The following is a 15,461-nucleotide window of genomic DNA, read 5'->3' on the forward strand; positions in this document are numbered from 1 at the left end:
ATAAAATTCACAAAAATGTATAGGTTTTTACGCAAAAATCTCAAGCTTTAAAAGCTCGTCAATCTGTTCATCCATCATCCAATCTTGCTTTAGAACTAGACTGTATTGAGCATCATCAGGAGTTAATACCGATACGGTAGCTGTCGATTGATCCCACTCCACGATAAAAGGCTTCTCTTTGCCCGCTACAGCGATAAAACTCTTATTTGGCGAATGTTCTGATACAAGATACTCATCATGGCTCAAATCCATTAAAAAAGCGCAAGCAAGGGCAAGGTGGTAGCAGTATTTCGGATCATCAAACTTAAGATGATCAATAGGCAAATAAGGGGTTGCAACACTAGAAACCCAACATAAATCATTTGGATGGTTGTAACGCTGTGAGATCAAATCACCATCCTCGAATGTTGATACCCAAACATCCGAATATCCAAAAATATATTGTAGGTATTCAGCATTTAATTTGTGTTTTTGAATATGAGCAATGACAGCATCTTCAACAGGATCACTAGAGCGAAACTCAAGCATTTCAGCACACGTTGAATCAAAATTAACAGTGAGGTTATCTATATTTGCAACATGGTCAGGCATCAGCTTCTCTAAGCTGACTTCATCCGTTGAAGGGATCAATAAGTCTGAATAAATCTTGTTTAGATGCGCTCGGTATGCATCTTCATTTGGGATTTTGTATTCAAAATTTATATGAGAAAAATATGATAATGACATGGTATTTATCCTCTAGTTGATAATGCCATTATATAATATATACCACACCAAAACAACGAAATTCACAAAAAAGTATGGGTTTTCTTATAGTTTTTCCAATCAAATTCAGTAACTTATTTAAATTCTCGATATTCGATTTAGCACTTCAATAGCCAAGTCGGAATTACTGCTTTGAAATCGCCGTGAACGACCTAGCGGAAGCGTAGATCGTGACGAGCGTGAGCGAGAGGGGCTATTCGGGGATGTATTTAGCACGAAAACCTAGTCGGGCTAAATGCTCACCCCACTTAGTAACATTTTCACGATCTCTTAGCGCAACTTTGATTCGATGGGCGTAATCTTTGGTTGTTTCACCAACGTGAGCAATATAATCCGATTGAAAGGCCACATCTCGGGATAACTTGTCACCAAACAAATCAATTTGAGATTCAGTTAATTTCATTGGCTTAAGGTCTTTCATTTTCTTCACTTTAGGCTCCACTTTTAACTGAATCCCAACAATGCTGCGTCCACTTTTCTTAAAGTGATAGCTAACTTTAAAGTCGATCTTGTCAGTAGCATTAATTTCTTTTTGGGATATATCTAAAACTCGTCTATTGAGGTCACAAAACCGATCATAGTCGTCTTTTTCTAATCCAATCTTTTCTCGGAAATCTTCTAACGTGTATAACGGACTTTCCCCAATTCTTTCCCATTTAGATGCAAGTTCAAAAATACGAATACTATATTTAGATTTAAAGTCTGAAATAGATTCCAAAAAATACTTTGTGAAGTCTTTTTCTATATGGCCAATCATGTCGATAACTGTTGAGCCAAAATACAACTCAATTTCGCCTTTATCTTCATGGTAGATACATCGGTTTACCCACCGTTCAACAGCGATACCACCATTGCTATGAAGATAAGAAAATTTGCGTTCAAATAGAGATTTAGATGCTTCTTGTAGATAAAGATATGAGCTACGTCCCGAAGATGGATATTGTTGTAAGTATTCACTCACCTTAATGGTAACAGGGGTATCTTGGGTTAGTTCTTGAAGTTTTCTTGCCCCAACGATAGCAAGTAACATTATGCGATTTTCGACAAGTGATAAATTAAAACTCGCCTCAATAAGAGAATTATGTTTTACAACAAGTTTAGACTTTTTAGCGTCTATATTCATTATGTCAAAATTAGAGAATTTAAGTAATGCAATTAATCTAGCAAATAAGATTTAGCTTTGCAATACGACACCACTAACATTGCGTCTTTTTTATTTTTAACAACCAATTTTTTTTATTCAGCAATACCTTAGCAAATGCTTGAGTGTCCAAATTTCGTTTTTCGAGCAATACTGATTCTAGACAAAAAAACAAAAAAAGCAAATTCATAATCCAAGATAATAAATTCATATTCAAAAAAAAATTAAAAATAAAAGAAAGAACACTCTTGTAAAAAAAAGAGAAAAAAGCTTGTAGAATTGTCAGAGCGTTTTTCTATTTTATTATCATGGATTTACAAATTGAAATACGACAAAATAGTGACGAGTTACGACAAAATAAGTGTGGATAACTTTTTTAACTCCGACAAAATAGTGACGAGTTACGACAAAATAGTGATTGCTTAAAATTACAAAACTGTGGATAAGTGGTTAAAATTGTGGATAAGTACAGCTATTTTCAACCACATCAATCGTCAAGTCGTTTTATTAAGTCAAAACAGTATGCAATCAAGATCAGGATATTTTACCATAATAAATTAGCTTTCAAAGACACTAAATAAAAACTATTATCATTCCAAATAGATAATCCAATTGGAGCTAAATGTATAATTATAAACTTTATATATACATTATAAACGACAAAATAATCACTAAAAACGACATTAAAACGACACGTTTTTTTTAATGTGTATTGTTATAAATCAATAACTTAACTCTCGAAATACGACAAAATAGTGAAAGACCTTAATATGGTTCATGGGCTTGGCTGAATAACGATTAAAAAAAATGCGAACAATGTAAAATCAATAACTTAGCTCTCGAAATACGACAAAATAGTGAAAGGATTGATCGTTTTTTACGCCAAAAACGACAAAATAATCACTAAAAACGACATTAAAACGACACGTTTTTTTTAATGCGTATTGTTATAAATCAATAACTTAGTTCTTGAAATACGACAAAATAGTGAAAGAATTTCGCTGCAAGATCAAGATATAAAGTTAATACCAAGTTATTAACTTGATCAGTGATCTATAAATAGACTTGGCATTAACAGCACAAGTGAGTTAATAAAATATGCTGATTAGAATGTTTAATTAAAAGGTAATATATAATGTTTTATTAATATTAATTAAATGTTTTGATAATATTAATTATATATATAATGAATTGTTAGAGTTAATATTAATGTAACATTTTGCCAATTGGTGCATAGAGGGGGTAAAAATTTTTTATGACAAGGGTTGTGTCGCTTTACCTTTGAAATATTCAATAAATACATGAACATGCACCAATAAGCACAAATATTATCAGAAAAACAAGGTGAATCCATAGCTACAACAAAAGAAATATATTGTTACACTTTAGAGCAAGAAAAGTATCAACATGATTATATTTTAAGCTATTTAAAAATGGGTATAAAGCCAATTAATACCCATTTTTCTTTGCTCGAAGGCAATACTTGGCTGCAACAGCTACAACCTCATTAATATCATTTAATAACTTTTCAGCTAAATGCGGGTGGGTGGCTACAACTTTTCGTACACGTGGATCAGGATCAGCTATAAGCTTCTCTGCAATGAATGGATGTTGTGCAACCTGTTCTCTTACCTCATAAGAAACATCACTAATCAGCATTTCAGAAAGTCGGGGATGGTTGGCCACACTTTTTCTAACTTTAATGTCGTGATCCGTGAGCATTCTTTCTGCCAAGTGAATGTGCTGACTTACACCAATACGCACCTTGCTACTAGCATCTGATATTAATTGTTCAGCTAAATCAGCATAAGTAGCTGCAACCATAAAGCGCACATTTTCACTTTGATCATGCTTAAGCTTTTCAGCTAAAGTTTTATGATGTTGGGCGACAGCTTGGCGCACCTCATCAATAGGATCATTGATAAGCTGCACAGCTTTTTCAAAGTCTTTTGCATCCATGACACGGAAAAACCAATAGCCGTTATCCATTGAGATGTTTGATTTGATAAATTGTGGGGCATTAAAGCCAAGATAATCAGACATACTTACACCTATAAGATTTAGCTAGATTAAGGTCTAGCTATAGATTACCAAAAGTAGCGATCTACTTTGTTACTTGTTTGAATTGCTGATTAAGTTGTTTTCAGAATCCAATGAAAAAAGAGAATGCATTGTGTTCTGAATAGAAGCTTGAATATGATTAAAATTCTGCTCTTTTTTATCAGCAACATACTGTTGGGTTTTTTGATCTAAGTCTGCAATAACCGCTTTTGCACTACTAATTTGATCTCGATACGCTTGAATAGATGCTCGTACCGCTTTCTTGCCTTTCGCCTCTTTAATCATGGCAACAGAAGCCTCAAGCCCACCGATTACATCATTTAAAGGGCTATTATCAGTCAATGGATGTTCGCTATCGGGATCAACTTTTTTGATATGGGGGACTTTGATATTAACATTTTCATCTTCTAGCTTTTTATCATGGGTGATAAAGCCTTTACCACTAATAAACTTTTGATATTCGGAATGAGATAAGATGCCCTGATAGATTAATTCAGTTGGAACATTTTTAGCAATAAGACCATCCACAACAACTTTAGCTTGGTAAACTTGAAAGCTTAATACTTGTTTTTTAATGGACTTCTCATTATGTAGATTAATGCCATCATCAATTTGTATTGGCGTAACCTTAATTAATGCAAAAGCAGGGTGCGTATGCGTAACCACACCGCCTTGATTTTCGATAAAGACGTTTTGACTATCTAGATTAGACATTGATATAACCCTCTTTTTCAATTTTGATTGTATTGTCTTGGCCATTAATTGAAGCAATACCTAGCTTCAAAAGTTGTGAGGTAATAATCGCATCAGCATCCGAAAGTAAATCAAGCTTCTGCTCATTTAAATCCATTAATTTTCTTGCAATCACATAAGAAAAATTATGATCTAAGTTGGCTGTATGTTGTTCAAGAAGTCGGATACTATGGTCATAGTCTGATTTTTTTAACTTCTGAACATCATTGATATGATTTTCAATTTTAGCAAGCAGCACATCTATACGCTGAATGTAATCATCCCAAATATCCATAATAAGCTTATGGTAGAGTTCATAATTAAAAGGCTCTTGAATAGAAGGGCATTCAACCAAATTATTTGATTTTGGGCGATAGGTGATATTTAAAGGGATATATCGACCATGTAACGGCGCAAGAGCAAGATCATCAAAAGCCTGATCTGAAATGACCAACTCCATGTGAGTTTTAGTATCAAAAGAATGGACTGAACCTTTAGATATATTTTGAACAGAGTTTCCTATATGTACAGTTTTATATCGAAAAGTATGCGTTGGCGTAATTCCATCAAAAATAATAGTTTCGTGACTACTGCTTGTAATATTCCACTTAAGCCCGCCAAAAGCAGGGTGAGTAATTTCATGCAAATAGCCAACAGAGTTTTTTTCTAGGTTTTTTACACTGATTTGCTGTGATGGTTTACTGTTATTCATAACCAATCTCTAAGTTATTTCTTAAGATCAATTATATAATATATACCACACTAAGACAATGAAATTCACAAAAAAGTATGTATTATTTTATCTAATCACATGAGTGATATGTCTTTGTTTATATTAAATATATCAAGTCTAGGCAACAGCCTTAATCACATGGGTGATACAATCCCTCAAATCATCTCTGAAACCGTTTGCCACCTAATCACATGGGTGATATGTCACTACTGATTAATAGTAGTGAACTATGACAAAAAAGTAGTTCACCTAATCACATGGGTGATCTGTCACATCATCAGCTAATCACATAAGTGATATGTCACAAGTACATTGGAAGATTGAATACCCAAATCCTTCACCTAATCACATAAGTGATGTGTCACTTCATCGGACTATCCACTTTCTGCTTCAACTTCACCTAATCACGTAAATGATATGTCACTGTCCTTACAAGCCTGAAACACTTTTCTAAAATCACCTAATCACATAAGTGATGTGTCACTAACGATATAATGATATTCAAACAAGACGATTCCACCTAATCACATGAGTGATATGTCACATATCAGTTAAGATTATTTCAAAAACAATAAACCACCTAATCACATGGGTGATATGTCACATACAAAACAGTGAAGTTGATCTTGAGTTAAACCAACTAATCACATAAGTGATATGTCACCGCAGTTCATAAGCACAACTGTAGGCGTTTGACCATCTAATCACATAAGTGATATGTCACTATGATTTAACAAATCATTATGAGATTTCATACCATCTAATCACATAAGTGATATGTCACTATTCACGATCGCAGGCTTTAAAAATGAATGGCCATCTAATCACATAAGTGATATGTCACTTTTTTTGTTTTTTGCTATCCAAGTCGGGGGCCATCTAATCACATAAGTGATATGTCACTATAACCTTAGCGACTAAAGACATTATAAAACATAGTTTTAGGACTATAAACCCAATTTAACCCAATAATTTAAAGAGATTTAGAAATATCAATAAAAACAACAATGTCCCGAACAATGAAAAATAAAGGGTATCTGACCTTTCACAGTAAAGCTAAAGTCGGACTTGATGCTTTGAACACGGCGTTAAAGAGCAAGCGGAAGCGTAGATCGTGCGGAGCGTGAGCGAAGGCCCATAAAAAGGTTGGCCCAAGTTGAGCCAACCTTTGAACTATGATGCTTTTGGCCAAGAAAACGGATTTTCTTTTGTTGCGCCTAAGAGGGTATCAACCATTTTTTCTACATTACGCTCATAAAAATACAAGGGTGGCATACTTAGAAATAGATAATCATTACTTGTTGGCTTTTCAAACAACGTCACTTCACCAAATTGTTTACGAGTAACTTGTGTAAACCCTGCATTCAGTTCAAATAAGAAAATGCCTTTTTGTTCGGTTGTGTAGTTGTAAGCCAAAACAAGTAAGCCTTGTTTAATAGCTTGACTTTTGTATGAGTAAAACGCATTTGGTTCAATCGTTTCAGGTTTATAGTTTGGTAAGGTGTGATCTACCTTAAATTCAGAAAACGCCTCATCATCCAAAACTGCAATGTCAAACGGTACAGTTGCCTTACGGATTGCCATTAGACTGAATTTTCCCACCAAGTCATTAGCAATAAGGAAAGTGCCGTATCTTTCAGACCGTTGTGAGTAAGGGTAGTTTTTTTCAACAACAACAACACTAAAGCCATCAGGGATATTGTAGCCATCATACAAATCAGTAATATAAAATAACTCTTGAGGGTGATCGGTAAAATATTGCTCTTTTAAGCTTCTTGAATCAAAGACACCAACCTCTTTACCTGTAATTGCTGTAAAAATAGTTGGGTGATTATCTAGCACCACTTTTAGAAAATAATTTTCCCAATATTCAGCCCCTTTTTCTTTTAAGTGTGGCTCTAGCTCTAAAACCACCTCAATTGGCATACAAGCATAAACAACAGAAGCATCAATATCTTCTTCAAAGACGTATTTTCCATGCTCATAAAACAGTTCCATATAGTTTGAAATGGGCTGTAATTTTGCAAAATATGGATGTGTTTTAAAGGTGTTTTCGTTCAGTAAGATGCCACCATGCCCCTCACAGTTCACGCTTACACAGCCTCTAAAAAGTGTTTTTTCTGAATTTACTGCGCCCCATGACATAAGGTGTTCCTCTCTAGTTGATAGGATTATTATATAATATATACCACAACAAAACAATGAAATTCACAAAAATGTATGGGTTATTTTTTATAGTTTTTCCAATCAAAAACCGATACTTATATAGATAACCGATATTAAACCCACCACCCTCAAGAGCCAAAGTCGGAGCCAACGCTTTGAACTCGCCGTTGATGACCAAGCGGAAGCGAGGTCGTATTGAGCGTAAGCGAAGGCCCAAAAGGTGCTGTCGCACCCAAAGATCAAGATTTGATGATTGCATCAAATTGTTCTTTATTTTGTAGGTAAATTTGATTGGTTAATCGCTTAATTTCATCATAGTGTGCGAGTGGGGCGAGTTGAGGATAGTTTTCAGGTAGTTCATCTTCTAAATCGCCACACAACCAATAATTTTCGGTATCAATAAAGAATGTTGGAACATTCTTTTCATAATCCCATTTTAAGTAGCCATTGGTTGAACTGTATGTTGTCGAGGCATCAGCTTGTTTTTCATCGTTAAGATCATAAACAGGAATGAAAAATAAATAAAAGCCAATCGAGTTATCATAGTCTAATGAGTTTTCATCAGGCGTAAGATCGGCTTTGACCTTAATCAATGGTGCTAAGGTGTAAGGTTCGGCATTCGGCTCTAAGGTGTAATTCATGTGATTTATTCCTATTAAGCAACGTGGCTATATCCGAGTGCATTTTGAAATTCTAAAAGGTTTTGAAATTCTAAAAGATCATTCAAAATGGTTTCATGGTTGAGTACGCATGAGTACAAGTCGATTGAAGATAGGTATCCATCTCTAAAAGCATTAGTGGCTTTAAGGAGTGTTTTAACTTCCGCTTTCAATAAATTTCGGACGTAAGTATGGGTATTGGTGGTAGATACTGAATGTAATTCCACTTGATCTAGAACGGCTGTAACTTGCTTTAAAACAAGGTTAGGTAATGAACCTGAACCAATCAGATTAGCTTGGTCGTAGATCGCACCAATCGCCAATAATAGGCTGACATATTGCTTGCCATTAGAAAGGGCTTCATTTAATGGAAAATCATCAGCAAGTAAGTTTTCAACATGCTTGTGAAGTAATGAAATTGATAAACTTGTTTTAGGGGATAGGTCGGTGGCTTTAATAAATAAAGCGAGATCATTGATTTCAAAATTAGCAAATGTATTCATGGCGTTTACTCCCTAGTTGATAGGGTAATTATACAATATATACCACACCAAAACAATGAAATTAGCAAAAATGTATTGATTTTAATTGTGGTTTTTTTAATCAAATTCAGCAACTTATTAAAATATCCGATGTTAAAACCTAATCCATCAAGAGCCAAAGTCGGAGCTACTGCTTTGGGAACGCCGTTAATGGCCAAGCGGAAGCGTGGCCGTGTTGAGCGAAAGCGAAGATGCTCGAATCTACAAGTAATATTGCGCTTGTCCTGTGTGTAGATCGTAGCCGACCAAATGGAAATCCGCTAAATATGAAAGTCCAAATTTTGTTTTAAACCATTGTTCCAAGATAGATACAAAATCATCGAAAGGTATATTTACTCTCGAAAATCTAAAAAGTTTATTGGGTTTATTCTTTTGGTGCTGCAAATAGGCTTTACAATATTCGACAAGGTAAAAGTTTCGAGCTAGTAGATAGTACGAATCAAGTTGATTGCTAAAGACAACATCCTTAACCCTGTAAAAGTCATCTTTATGCACTACCATTTTTAGTGATTTTTTATAAAGGATTTGATCAAAAATAGAGTGTAGTAATTCGATTTGATATTTTAGATCATCATAATAATAATCATCGACTAAATGATCTATCTCGGTAGCAATATGTGCTGTTGCTTGATCAAAACAATAGATCAGATCGTCTTTACTTGGCATCCCTAAACTTAAGGCATGTGCCAAAGCTTTATTTTGTTGTGCTGAATTTAGCTCAAGGTCAAAAACATTATATAATCGTTCTGTATTATCATCAGGGCATAATGGTTCCTCAAAAGTCACACCAATTTGAGGTTTTAAAATAGAAGTTTCTATTGATTTTTTTTGCAGTTCAAATAAATCAATAATTGTTGGATTGTTAATATATTTCATATTCAGCAACTTAATATTATTAATAATATATTTATATCATATATAGCCAAAAAAACCACAATGAAGCCAAGAAAACTAAAAGTTGTTAGGCTGATCTCAAGGGCTTTAAAGTCGGGTGGAGCAGTTGAAAATCATTGATTCAAATAGAGAAAAGCAAGCCTAGTTTTAGACTTGCTTCATTGTTCATGCAGCAGCTTTGGCATCTTGCTTAAATCGCTGACGAATTAGATCAATGTGTTGATCAAAAAACTGTTGTGGTGGTTTCGCCCAATCAGCTTTGTTGTTGTCTAGGTGGTTAATGATCGCTTCAAAAGTATCAATTTCACTTTCTGAAAAATGAGCATTTTGTTCATCAGAAAATAAGGATTCTCGGGTAAGTGCTTCATCATGGGTAATTGCCATTTTGACTTGAAGCGTACCATCTGCAAGATTGGCGGTTTCAATATCCGCACCATCAGCAAGCGTGATGTAACTCACGATAGGCAAGGTTATTGAAAAATCCTGAAAGAGATTTTTTATGGTAATTTCGGTGTAATCTTCCAAAACTAGCTCATTGGGATTTTCAGAATTTAGATCAGGTTCCACATTAGCATGAGTAAAATAATGCTGATCAAAAATGATAGCTGCCTGATCTGCAATAGCAGTAAGATCAAAAATATTCATTAAAAGTCACCTTATGTTGTTTATTGGGAATTAGAGGAATTATGCGTGTTCTAAAGAATCATTGTATTTATTGCATATCTCGTCATAAGTGCCATCAATTAGGAATTTCCCGAAAGACAGAGAGCCATTATAACCATAAGCCAAAAACATCAAGTAGGCGATATAGAGTGAGTGAATATTTGCTTCATCATCAGCATTACCTAGCTCAATATAGTTTTCTGCCACAGCTTTGATAAGGTCAAAAATGACGTTTTTAGTGTTGGCATTTATTGGGTCAAAGTCATAGTTTTTATGACATATACTGCCAAAGTAGCGACCAATAAAAGTATGACCGTGATATGCAGAAAAACCAAAAACATCATACGGCAAGCTGTGAAGTTTTATCGCACGTACCATTTCCAAACCACGATCAAAGATTGGTGGAAAGTATGCTTTAGGGCTTATGCTTTCAGCAAATGATACCAAAACATCTGTGAGCGTAAGATTGTGCGCTTGATTAAGGCATATCTTTTCCACCCAATAAGCAATAAATTTATATACAGAATGGGTATGAATGCGAAAACGTATAAGCAATTCTTCAACAGCAGCGATAAGATCATTAAAAAGATTATGGTTCGATGAATGGATAAAATCATAACCGTTAGTTTTAGCCAAATCAGAAATTAAGAAAAAGGCAATTCGATTTTCACCTTTATAAATTGAGTAGCTTTCTGCGACTTGGCGAACAGTAATATCATCAAAATATGATGTTGGCTGAACAAGACCGCCGATAGTAATATTTTTAAGTAATTTCATGGTGTTTACTCCCTAGTTGATAATGCAATTATATAATATATACCACACTAAGACAATGAAATTCACAAAAAAGTATTGATTATTTCTGTTATTTTTTTTAATCAAATTCAGCAACTTATTAAGATGCCCGATACTAAACTTAGCACCTTGAGAGCCAAGTCGGGAGCCATGCTTTGAGATCGCCGTTAATGACCAAGCGGAAGCGAGGTCGTGTTGAGCGTGAGCGAAGGCTTTTGGCACACGGCGCATAGCGACAGGCAAAAAAATACCCGCACTTAGCGGGCATTTAAAACTCAAAGGTATCAACTAGGCGAGTTTTAGTAATCGTATGGATCAGCTTCAAGTAAAGCGAGTACCCGATTGGCTTCCTCAACACGCAAAGCGGGATCGTTCTCTGCTGTGTCTTGGGGATTAAAGTTGGCGATATAGGTTGCCAAGCAAAAAGCTTCAAAAGGTACTAATGACGCAAACACGCCTGAATAGTAATACTGTAGCCCGATCACTTGAATACGGAAGTAGGTATTCAAGGCATCGGTGGATCGGTATGCGTGGATCGGAAGCCCATTGTTTTTAGCATATTTGTTATATGCAAATTCACTATCCCACGTTTTACATTTCAAGGCTTTTAGGGTCTTTAGGTTGAGGTCGATACTTGCATCCACCTCAACAGCTACCCCCAATGGATTGAGAATAATCATGCTGCGTAATCCACCTCTTTTTTAATGCCTAAAAAGTTGTTTTCAGCACTAAGTAAATCGCCCTGTAATTCAATCCCAATTTCTTTCAGTAGAACATTCGCTATAAGGACGCTATTCGTGCGAGATTTACGAATTTTACCATTTTGAATAACTCGGTTGATCCAAGTTGGGTTTTGCTTAAGGAAGCTCACTTTATGAAGCGCATGGACGTATTCTTTCCAATTGTCACGATCCGCTTTAAAGATAGTGACTGCAAAGATACCTAGTGCCTGTATGGTAACAGCAAAAGGGGCGAGGGATGTTTGGCGTAAATTTTCAGGTGTTACGCTTTTTTCACTAACATAACAAAATGGGATGAAGTGTTGCGTGATCTCACTCCAAAAATCATTAATGAACTGCACCTTATCTTGGGGATTAAGGTCATCCAAACCTTTCATCATTTCATTAACCGCACTATAAATCGCACTAAACGAAAACAGCTTGATTGAATCTTTAGCTAGGTTTGAGTTCGTCATGTCGGTGTATTCTGATAAGAATGGGTTAGAGCGAATCAAGCCTTTGCTAATAACTGAAATCATGTTGCGGTTGTCATAGAGCAGCTTAATACTTTGTGATGGTTTCACCGCATTAATATTAATATCCGAAAAAATTTGCTGTGCTGAAATCAGGTTTTGTTTTTCGAGCAACAGGACTGAAATAGTATCATTTGGGTTCATGTGTGTTTTTTTCTTTAACGCTTCAATGATTCCACTTACACGGTGCTGCCCATCAAATAGACCTAGTATGCAATCTACTGATAGCTTTAGGACACCTAAATCAATAGGAGCATTAGGAATGTCGATACTTTCAAATGTGAAGCTGCCACGCAAAGGAAAGGCAAGAACGGTAGGCAAAATGAATGTACTGTTAGAAGTCATGTAATCTGCAATCTGCACTTTACGTTTAGGATTCACAGGACGTTGGTATGACTTATCTAGTTTTTCGCCATAGTTAAACGAAAATAGGTTTTCAACATCACTTAATCGAATTTGAATGAGGTAATTTGATCTACCGCCTTGAACACCACGAACAGCAGAAAATGTTTTTAGGAATTTAGGTTCTTCGTTTGGATTCATGGTGTTACTCCCTAGTTGATAGGGTTATTATATAATATATACCACACCAAGACAATGAAATTCACAAAAAAGTATAGGTTATTTTTAATCACATAAGTGATGTGTCACAGCATGTTGTCCAACGCACCGTTGGTTTAGATCACCTAATCACATAAGCGATGTGTCACTGTAAGGGATTCGAGTTCGATACGGTATTTTTCCACCTAATCACATGAGTGATATGTCACAAAATTTTTAGAAAGAGCAAGACTTTTACATCCACCTAATCACATAAGTGATATGTCACAATGATCAATATAAAGGGGGTAAAAAAAGAATCCACCTAATCACATAAGTGATGTGTCATATTATGGGGGCATTTCGTGGTAAAGATAAATGCCAACTAATCACATGAGTGATGTGTCACGAAACTTCATAGCTTTTTTGACCTAACCAATTCCAACTAATCACATGAGTGATGTGTCACACTCGATCCCTTTTTAGCATTTGATTTTTCTTCCAACTAATCACATGAGTGATGTGTCACTAGACACTTTAGTGACTAAAGACATTATAAAACATAGCCTTAGAACTATAAACCCTAATCACCCCAATAATTTAAAATGATTTAGAAATGTCAATAAAAACAACAATATCCCGATCTAGGAAAAATAAAGGGTATCTGACCTTTCACAGTAAAGCTAAAGTCGGACTTGATGCTTTGTAATCGCCGTTGTAGATCAAGCGGGAGCGTAGATCGTGCGGAGCGAAAGCGAAGGGCGAGTTGAAAAAGAAATGGCAATTGTCATTTCTTTTTGTACCTTTGCTAGTTAGTTAGCAAAGGTAATGTTTGGGTTTTTAGCTAAAAGGAATTTTTTAACCTGATCTATCGCATTTGGGTGATCAAAGCCTTTATTCATATCAAGATTAATCACCATTGCATCATCTAATGAGTGAACACCATCAAGCGTAACTAAAGTCGCATAATCATTATTGCGAATCACATTTTTAGCATAAAGAGAGTAACCGCCACCCAAGTTCCCCATGCCTAGATCATAGATAATTTCGTGTTTAGATATTCTGCTCATTATGCCACCTCTAAAGTGTTTACATAGCATTGGCAAAGCGTAAAACCATCAGCATAGTTAAGCACATCATGGATAATTGACTTCAATTCATTTGCTTCAAATAAATTTAAGGCTATCGTGCAACCATCTACATTAGCGTGAAGGCTGTAAGGATAGTCTGTATCAAAGCATGGTGAGGAAACATAAATTTCATCATCTTCAACAATAAAACGGCTAGTTTTCTCGCTAAACACGACTGAATATTTACAAGATGCAGAAAAGCGAACTTCCCGACCATCAGCTTGAGTAAGCGTAAACTTTTTGTTTACTTCGGCAATTTCACCATTGAAGTGAATTTCTACTGATTTGCTTAGATCAATTAAGCCACTTTTTAAACCGTTTAAAGCTAAATCTAAATATTGTTGATTCATGGTGTTACTCCCTAGTTGATAATGACATTATATAATATATACCACACCAAAACAAGGAAATTAACAAAAATGTATGGATTGTTTTTAAAGTTTTTCCAATCAAATTCAGGTACTTATTTAGATAACCGATATTAAATTTAGCACCTTAAGAGCCTAGTCGGGGATCATTGCTCTGAAAGCGATTTTAAGGATCAAGCGGGAGCGAAGATCGAGGGGAGCGAAAGCGAAAATAAAAAAAGCGTTATGCGAAAAACGCATAACGCCTATAAACCCGAAGGTTTTACACTTAAATCTTACGGAATTGATCAATCATCAACTAAAGAAAAACACCATAAAACTAGAGCGTATAATTATGATAAGGAAATAAAGGGTTTGAAGCAAGGGTGATATAACAAGAAAACACTTCAAAAGAAGTGTTTATGTTCGTGTTGGTATATTTTTTAGCTGCTTACAGGTGGAATGCCTAAAGCTTTATTTGCATGGTTGGTGAGTTCAGTAATATCAAGCGTATCAGAATGCTTTTTCAAGAATGCGTATTCTTGTTCTGATAATTCCACTAAATCAGGATCAGCAGTAAAAATTCTTTCATAACCATAATCATCTGCATCATTAATCGTAATGGAACATGAACCATCTTCATTTAGATTAAAGCGACCAAATGAATAATCATCATCCAAAACATCCAATTTTTCTTCAAGTTTCTTGATTAAATCGGCAAAAGAAAAAGTATAAAAGTCCTTAATTTCTTGATGAATATAGCATTCATTGGTATCAGCCAAGCTACAAATATAAGGAAATAACAAATTACGAGCTTCTTCTAGCGTACCTGCTTGAACCGCATAGTTTCGATGACCGTTAAATTGTGGAGTATCACCCATAAAGTGAACTTCAAGTAGCATTTTGATTGGTAGGATAAAATATTTCATGGGGTTTTCCTCTAGTTGATAATGCAATTATATAATATATACCACACCAAGACAAGGAAATTCACAAAAATGTATTGATTAATTTTGTGTTTTTTTAATCAAATTCAGGTAC

At 35.1% G+C, this 15,461-nt stretch carries 16 protein-coding genes and 1 CRISPR repeat array; all 16 genes read right to left on the minus strand.

All coding sequences use genetic code 11. The annotated features are described in order from the left end of the window. Positions 1-27: 27 nt before the first annotated feature. Positions 28-726 carry a hypothetical protein gene (locus ACSC97_RS05495; protein ID WP_436659692.1) on the minus strand — a complete coding sequence of 233 codons (699 nt, stop codon included), beginning with the start codon at positions 724-726 and terminating at the stop codon, positions 28-30. A gap of 232 nt (positions 727-958) precedes the next feature. Next, complete coding sequence (gene repM / locus ACSC97_RS05500; protein WP_436659694.1) at positions 959-1,888, minus strand: replication initiation protein RepM; 930 nt, start codon at positions 1,886-1,888, stop codon at positions 959-961. Positions 1,889-3,355: 1,467 nt separating this feature from the next. Then, on the minus strand, positions 3,356-3,949 hold the full coding sequence (locus tag ACSC97_RS05505; protein ID WP_436659696.1) for a hypothetical protein: 594 nt from the start codon (positions 3,947-3,949) through the stop codon (positions 3,356-3,358). 69 nt (positions 3,950-4,018) lie between these two features. Next, complete coding sequence (locus ACSC97_RS05510) at positions 4,019-4,681, minus strand: hypothetical protein (RefSeq protein WP_436659698.1); 663 nt, start codon at positions 4,679-4,681, stop codon at positions 4,019-4,021. Further along, positions 4,674-5,411: a hypothetical protein gene (locus ACSC97_RS05515; RefSeq protein WP_436659700.1), complete on the minus strand. Its 738-nt coding sequence runs from the start codon at positions 5,409-5,411 to the stop codon at positions 4,674-4,676. Before ACSC97_RS05515 ends, ACSC97_RS05510 begins: the two co-directional genes overlap by 8 nt. Before the next feature lie 362 nt (positions 5,412-5,773). Then, positions 5,774-6,335: a CRISPR direct-repeat array (repeat unit 24 nt; unit sequence CTAATCACATAAGTGATATGTCAC). Positions 6,336-6,605: 270 nt separating this feature from the next. Continuing rightward, a complete protein-coding gene (locus tag ACSC97_RS05520) occupies positions 6,606-7,577 on the minus strand; it encodes a DUF7007 domain-containing protein (RefSeq protein ID WP_436659702.1) in 972 nt (323 codons plus the stop codon). Between the two features lie 260 nt (positions 7,578-7,837). Then, complete coding sequence (locus ACSC97_RS05525; RefSeq protein ID WP_436659704.1) at positions 7,838-8,239, minus strand: hypothetical protein; 402 nt, start codon at positions 8,237-8,239, stop codon at positions 7,838-7,840. A 14-nt stretch (positions 8,240-8,253) separates the two neighbouring features. After that, positions 8,254-8,760 (minus strand): hypothetical protein, encoded by a 507-nt coding sequence (locus tag ACSC97_RS05530; protein ID WP_436659706.1) that lies wholly within the window; start codon positions 8,758-8,760, stop codon positions 8,254-8,256. A gap of 240 nt (positions 8,761-9,000) precedes the next feature. Continuing rightward, positions 9,001-9,675, minus strand: a complete 675-nt coding sequence (locus tag ACSC97_RS05535; RefSeq protein ID WP_436659708.1) for a hypothetical protein — start codon at positions 9,673-9,675, stop codon at positions 9,001-9,003. A gap of 183 nt (positions 9,676-9,858) precedes the next feature. After that, entirely contained in the window at positions 9,859-10,338 is a 480-nt protein-coding gene (locus ACSC97_RS05540; RefSeq protein WP_436659709.1) for a hypothetical protein, read from the minus strand. A gap of 39 nt (positions 10,339-10,377) precedes the next feature. Next, on the minus strand, positions 10,378-11,133 hold the full coding sequence (locus tag ACSC97_RS05545) for a hypothetical protein (RefSeq protein ID WP_436659711.1): 756 nt from the start codon (positions 11,131-11,133) through the stop codon (positions 10,378-10,380). A gap of 317 nt (positions 11,134-11,450) precedes the next feature. After that, positions 11,451-11,831: a hypothetical protein gene (locus ACSC97_RS05550; RefSeq protein ID WP_436659713.1), complete on the minus strand. Its 381-nt coding sequence runs from the start codon at positions 11,829-11,831 to the stop codon at positions 11,451-11,453. Further along, positions 11,828-12,946 carry a DNA sulfur modification protein DndB gene (locus tag ACSC97_RS05555; protein ID WP_436659715.1) on the minus strand — a complete coding sequence of 373 codons (1,119 nt, stop codon included), beginning with the start codon at positions 12,944-12,946 and terminating at the stop codon, positions 11,828-11,830. Before ACSC97_RS05555 ends, ACSC97_RS05550 begins: the two co-directional genes overlap by 4 nt. A gap of 809 nt (positions 12,947-13,755) precedes the next feature. Continuing rightward, positions 13,756-14,013 carry a hypothetical protein gene (locus ACSC97_RS05560; RefSeq protein ID WP_436659717.1) on the minus strand — a complete coding sequence of 86 codons (258 nt, stop codon included), beginning with the start codon at positions 14,011-14,013 and terminating at the stop codon, positions 13,756-13,758. Continuing rightward, entirely contained in the window at positions 14,013-14,423 is a 411-nt protein-coding gene (locus tag ACSC97_RS05565; RefSeq protein WP_436659719.1) for a hypothetical protein, read from the minus strand. Before ACSC97_RS05565 ends, ACSC97_RS05560 begins: the two co-directional genes overlap by 1 nt. Before the next feature lie 440 nt (positions 14,424-14,863). Beyond that, positions 14,864-15,349, minus strand: a complete 486-nt coding sequence (locus ACSC97_RS05570) for a hypothetical protein (RefSeq protein WP_436659721.1) — start codon at positions 15,347-15,349, stop codon at positions 14,864-14,866. Positions 15,350-15,461: the final 112 nt, after the last annotated feature.

It is taken from the genome of Acinetobacter sp. P1(2025), assembly GCF_051390655.1.
GTDB classification, from domain to species: domain Bacteria; phylum Pseudomonadota; class Gammaproteobacteria; order Pseudomonadales; family Moraxellaceae; genus Acinetobacter; species Acinetobacter junii.